This is a genomic window from bacterium, assembly GCA_035691305.1.
In the GTDB taxonomy this organism is placed as follows: Bacteria; Sysuimicrobiota; Sysuimicrobiia; order Sysuimicrobiales; family Segetimicrobiaceae; genus DASSJF01.
Genome location: DASSJF010000081.1, coordinates 26,072 through 32,071 on the forward strand (window position 1 = coordinate 26,072; position 6,000 = coordinate 32,071).

5 protein-coding genes are annotated in these 6,000 nt (G+C 63.8%); 3 read left to right on the plus strand and 2 right to left on the minus strand.

The genetic code is table 11. From position 1 onward, the window contains the following. Positions 1-377: 377 nt before the first annotated feature. The 3 genes from VFL28_15465 to VFL28_15475 all read left to right on the plus strand — a co-directional run bounded on the left by VFL28_15465 (position 378) and on the right by VFL28_15475 (position 2,023). Positions 378-869 carry a hypothetical protein gene (locus tag VFL28_15465; protein HET7266061.1) on the plus strand — a complete coding sequence of 164 codons (492 nt, stop codon included), beginning with the start codon at positions 378-380 and terminating at the stop codon, positions 867-869. A gap of 115 nt (positions 870-984) precedes the next feature. After that, positions 985-1,641: a hypothetical protein gene (locus VFL28_15470; protein HET7266062.1), complete on the plus strand. Its 657-nt coding sequence runs from the start codon at positions 985-987 to the stop codon at positions 1,639-1,641. A 178-nt stretch (positions 1,642-1,819) separates the two neighbouring features. After that, complete coding sequence (locus VFL28_15475) at positions 1,820-2,023, plus strand: hypothetical protein (GenBank protein ID HET7266063.1); 204 nt, start codon at positions 1,820-1,822, stop codon at positions 2,021-2,023. A gap of 76 nt (positions 2,024-2,099) precedes the next feature. Here VFL28_15475 and VFL28_15480 read toward each other — a convergent pair whose 3' ends face one another. Beyond that, on the minus strand, positions 2,100-2,828 hold the full coding sequence (locus tag VFL28_15480; protein ID HET7266064.1) for a hypothetical protein: 729 nt from the start codon (positions 2,826-2,828) through the stop codon (positions 2,100-2,102). Positions 2,829-3,099: 271 nt separating this feature from the next. Beyond that, positions 3,100-5,547, minus strand: a complete 2,448-nt coding sequence (locus VFL28_15485; protein ID HET7266065.1) for a fused MFS/spermidine synthase — start codon at positions 5,545-5,547, stop codon at positions 3,100-3,102. Between the last annotated feature and the right edge of the window lie 453 nt (positions 5,548-6,000).

Below are 6,000 nucleotides of genomic sequence, written 5' to 3' on the forward strand. Positions count from 1 at the left end.
ATGCCGAGACGGGTTCCCAAGATCACCCGCGTCCGCGGCGCTCGTTGACCCGCGGCCCGCTCGGATTCCGGGGCGCAGGTGGATGGCGATCATGAGCGCTTCGTTAGGATCTACGGGACCCAACCATTTGCCACCGGAGGGGATCGGGCGTTCGCTGTTGCGGAGAGGCACCCAGGCTGTGGTTTGAGGCAGTTGCATGCGGCCCGCCTGTGCTGACTATGGTGTCGGCATCACTACCGTCGGGGTAGCTTCATTCTCTACGGGTATCGTGTTCCCTCCCGGGACCCGCGGACGAATCTGCGACAAAGGACCTCTCCGGACGTCATCGAACCAGCCGCATCGTAAGCCTATGACTTCTGTGCGGCGGGGGCGACTGCGTGAGCAACGTTGAGATGATTTCGTTCGTCGCGAATGCCGCAGCGATCACGGTGGCCATCGTAGCGATTTGGCTTGCCATCTCGTCCGTACGGGAGTCGGGCGCCAACCACGAAAAGACCCTGACCACCCTGGCCGCGGTCAGCGAACGGGCCGCGGTGACCGAGCGAACCGTCGGGGAACATTTCGAGAAATTGATGGGGACAATGCTCAGCATCGCGAACGCGATGGCCGTCGCTCCTGAGGTTCGGAGGGCCGAAATCGAACGGCTCGGCGAGGAACAGCGCGCCAGGATTCAATCGGACATGATCAAACTGCTCGGTGAGGCGATCAAGTGGGGCGACACGGCCAAGGTCGATGCGTTCGTGCGAGCGGTAGAGGCTTTCACATCGGGGCGTCCACACGACGCGGCGGCGTTACGAAACCATCGAACGTTGCAGCCGTCGTCCGTACCGTCAACGGAATCCTCGCCCCCGTTTTCCACCGCACCTTGACCTGTGACGCAGGCACCGTCGCGTTTCGCCTGTGTGAGGGCCGCCGCGCATGCCTAGGTCCATGAACCGCCCGCACGTTGTGCTGACGACGACGCAGGGCAACGAAGTGTTTAGGATGATCGAGAAGAACGGACTTGACCCGCACGCCTTTCGGTGGGACGAAACGCGCCCCTTCTCACACCGCCCGCATCCGGCCGACCTGTTGCTCTACTGGCCGTCGGGTAAACCCGAAACGCCGGAAGTGTTTTTCGCCTTCGGCCGCGACCGTGTCGCGCGCTCCCCCGGCAGCGAACGGTTGTATGAAGAACGATCCGCGGGCGATTGGCGCGAACAGACCCTGCCGTACGTGGCCCTGTGGCTGGACGATATCAAGCGCGAGGCGGGCCCGAGCCTATGGGAGAATTTTCCGCTTGAAAGTCTAACTCCGGTCCCGGAGGGCCGCTTCGCGCCGCCGGAACAGGCAGTGCTTCTTACCCGGCTGAACGAGCTGGAGCAGCGGCTGACCGCGCTCAATTCGTTGACGCCGGAACAAAGGAAGCAGTTGAAAGAAGAAGTCCGACGCATCGCAAACGCGGCATCGCGTTTGGATAAGGCGGAGTGGCTGCGGTTTGCGCTCGGGTGCATCCTCACCGTCGTCGTTACGGCCGGCATCCCGCAGGGCGTCGGGGCATCGTTGATGCGTTTTGCGCTGTCGGCGTTTCACGGGATGGTGGCCCCGAAAACACAGTACATTCCGGGCGGCCAAGCGTGGCAGCGGGCATCCCTGCGGTGAGCGAGGGGCCCGCGTGACCGCCGACCGCGCCCGAGATGATGGGTAATCGATCGCGACTCTGTTCCGAAGGGGGTAGGTAACTCCCTTGTCGTCGAAAATCGAAAGAGTGGGAGTGAGAAACATGTCTTCCGCAGACCGCCGGGTGGACGCGTACGCACTCACTCGGGGGGCCACACCGATGCAGCTAAAAGACCTGGTGCGCGGCCTCGTCGACGTGATCTGGGAGCGAGAAAAGCAGGCGCAGCGTCCGGTCGATGATTCGATGTTGACGTACGTACGTGAAGCGGTGGTGACGGAATTGGAGCATCGGCGCCGCGTCCTCGAGTTGGACCGTCGGCTGAGCGAACTGGAGGGTGTCGGCCACACCGCGACGGCCGATTGACCTCCCGCCTGTCTGAGTCAGGGATTCACGCGGAGGAGGTGTGCCGCACCGGCCGTCCCAAGCGGGGAGGGGTCCCTCAGGGACAGCTCGCCCGCGCCTTTTCTATTTGACCGGTGAGCGCGACGAGCCCACGGTTGTTCGGAAACGCCCGGAGCCCCTCCGCGAGCGTCGCTCGCGCCGCGTCCAAACGGCACGCCGCCACCTGCCCGCGCACCAACCACTCGTACTCGACCGGTTGTTCAGGGACGGTCTCCTGCCGCGCGGCGTACGCGGCTCTCCGCGCCTGCATCAGCGACTCGACGGCCTGGACTGCGGCGGGATAATCGCGTCCCCCCATCGCGATCTCGTAGATCAGCGTGTACGCAAAGATGAGACCAACGGTCCACTGCCCCGCCGCCGTGATCGCGCGAGCCTGCTCCAGGGCTTTCCCACTGTCGTTCAACCGCCAAGTCGCCAGCGCGGCTCCCAGGACCGCAAAGTTTCCCGGCTTCCCCTGCCACGCGGCCAGGGCTTCGCGAGACGACTGGGACGTCAAAGCATACCGGCCCTGCGCGACCACCCTTCCCGACGCCTGGTCCCTCAGCGTTACCGTGTACTCTTCTGCGGGCAGGAGGCTTCGCCGTCCGTTGGTCAGGGCGAAATGCGCGACCGAACCGCCTACGGCGACGATCAGCGGGCTGCCGGTAAACGTGGCGCTGTTACGCTGGAGGGTGTACCGTCCGGCAGGTATCCCCCGAAAGACGTAGGTCAGCCACGGGACCCCCTGCGGGAACGCGGCGTCGCATCGCACCGGCGCTCCCGCCACCCAGTCTTCGCAGGTCTCAATGGCGACCTGGCCCTGGACTCGCGCTGGTCTGCCTCCAACGAGGAACACCGCGAGGCACAGGAGGGCGGCGGTCAACGGCCGACGCGATCGGCTTCTCATGGTCTTCGCCTCGATCACGACGCTCGGCAACGAGCGGCCTGTGAGAGATAGGTGACAGTTTGTACCGGACCCGTGGCTAACACTCCTTCCCTGAAGGGGGGAGGAACGAAGATGCGCGGAAACGTGGGGCGGCCCTAAGAGGGACCGCTTCTTATTTCGGAGCAGTCACACCGATCGCGTAAACCGTGCGAAATGCTGTGTGGCTCGTGTCGAAGTCGATCCCAAACCACACACCCCGCGAATCGTACCAAAGTGTCTGTATTGCCGGCGCGCGAGTCACGCTGACCCGAGACGGCTTGCCCATCGCCGATTCGACCGCGGACAGCGGGCTTCCGACCTGCAGTCCTTCACGCGTGAGGTATCGTCGATCGCCGATCGTCCAGACTGCCTCCACAACGCCCGACCGGTCCGTACGAATTCCGATACCGGTGTTCTTTGGAGACTCGAACCAACGATATAAGACTGTACCGTCCCGAAGCTTCTCTCCACCCGTCGCCGGTCCCAGGAGCGCGATCGCGTCGCCGATGGAGGTCCGAAGGCGGATCGGGCCCAATGCGGCGCCCGGTGCCACCGGCCACAGTTTCATTTCGACTACCTGCGGCCTGCCCAGTTTTAGTACCTCATAGAGGTTGCTGTAGTCATCAGACCAAGCATGGAATCCCCGCGGCACCTGGGCCGGCGCGCTGTCGGCGGTCACAAAACTCCGCGCCCTAAACCACCGGTCATCGGCCGTAACCAGCACCCATGTGGAATACGCGAGATACGCGGCGTCCTGGCCGTCGTCATAGAACACCGTCGCGCGACGCCTGAACCGCTCCGCATTGGCCGCGATGACCGGGACCAGGTTAAGGTATCGGTTTGTCACATGTATGGCGAGGATGCCGTCCGGTCTTAGATGGCGCAGGTACAAGGCGAAGGCCTCGCGGGTCAGAAGGTGCGTCGGGATGGCGTCGCCCGAAAATGCGTCGACGGCCAGCAGATCGAAGCCCTGGTCTGGCTCCCGCTCCAACACAAGCCGGGCGTCACCGAGGGAAATTTGCTTATCGGCCGGTGAGGCAGAATAGAAGGTGAATGCATTCCGCGCGATCTGCGCCACCAACGGATTGATTTCATAAATTCGATAAACGTCGCCGGGCCGGCTGTAGCTCATCAGCACACCGGCGCCCAGGCCGGCGATCCCGACCTTGACGGGTCGATCGGCCCCCAATGCGCGCAGCGCCCGCCCGATGCCGGAATTGGGTCCGTAGTAGGTGGTGGCGCGGCGACCCGCCGTGTCCACGAGCAACTGTCCGCCGTGGCGGATCGTGCCGTGATACAGGTCGCGTTCGCCGCCACCGTCCACGATGCGAAGCGCGCCGTAAAAGTTGCGGACTCGGAGGTGCGCATCCGCGGCAAGCGTCGTCTCCTGGCTGATCAGCGAGGCGGCAAACACCAGGATGCTCGCCGCGAACACGAAATGCGCAACCGCGGGGCGCACCGAGGCAAAACGGACGTTCCACAGCACACCCGCGACGGCCAGCGCGCACGCGACGAGCGCGATCGGCAGCTCGGCGTACGAGCGAAACAGATGCGGCGCGACGACCGCAACAAAGACCCCACCGATGGCGCCGCCGAGCGCAACCATGAAGTAGTACAGTGTCAATTGAGCCGTCGCCGGCCTGCGGCTCGCCAGTTCGCCGTGGCACGCCAAGCAACACACAAACAATCCGGCGAGAAACACGGGCACTTGGACTTGGAGCGAAATGTTGCCCATGTTGCCGTAAATCAGGTACGCCATGGCGCCCAACGCGATCGGCAGCACCGGCAACACCACGGCGCGCCGGTAGATCCTGTCGCTCTCGAACGCGAGTACAAACGTCAGAAGGTACGTCGACAGCGGAAGCACCCACAACAGCGGGATGGGGGCAACGTTCTGCGTGAGGTGCTCCGTCACGGCAAGGAGCAATGTCGACGGCACGGCGGCAAGGTATGCCCATCGCGCCAGTTCCCGAACGCGGACCGTGGAGCGCGTATCGATTCCTGCCGCGACGACCCGTTCGGGGTCGCGCGGCGGCCGGCCGATCCACGCGGCGACCCCACAGAAGATGACGAAGACGGCATAGGCGCCGCTCCACACGTAGGCCTGGACGTGCGATGTGAGATTCGGTTCGACGAACACGGGGAAACTCAGCAGCGCCAGCAGCGACCCAGCGTTCGACAACGCGAACAGACGGTACGGATTGCCGAGGGCTTTGCGCCTCCCGTACCACGCTTGGAGCATCGGGCTGGTCGACGACAGCATGAAATACGGTAGTCCAACGGTCAAAGCCAGCAGCACGAGAATCCGGATCGTCGGGTCCCCGGCGCCGTCGAGCTTCAGCGCCGGCGACGGCAAGATCGGCAGTAGGACACAGCTCACGACCAACAGAGCGGTGTGGAGGACGGCCCCTGCCCTCGGCGGTAGCAGCCGGATCGAACCATGCGCATATGCGTAGCCGCCAAGCAGAACGGCCTGGAAAAAGAGCAGCGCCGTACTCCAGACAGAAGCCGATCCGCCGAACCAGGGCAAGATGATCTTGGCAATTAGCGGCTGGACCTGGAACAGCAGAAACGCGCTCAAAAAAACTGTGGCCGCATAGAGCGCCGTTAAGAGGCTGTCGATGGTAACCGCGGTCCGACGGCCGAGAGCCGCTGAACGCCCCGCCGCGTTCAATGCGCCTCGCTCGAGCCGGGGGCGTTGCGTATCCCGAACGGTTGAGTCCACTGAGCACCTGCCTCTCTCGCGCGCGGGCTAAGTGAATCGGAACGTTGACTTCCCAACCGCCACACGTTGGAGACGGTCCGACGACGGGTCAGGCAGGGATGCCGAGATGGGTCAATTCAGCAACCTGGGGCATGATCGCCCATAGCCCTAACGATGCCCGCAGGAACAACTTTTTAGACATATCAACCGAATTTTGGTGTAAGGCGTTGGGGACGACAAACCATCGGGTGGCCCGCCGCCGGTCTTCCTCAGCCGGCACAGTGGATAATTGAGGTGCTCATTCGTCGCTGGGGCTTGACTGGCTGGACC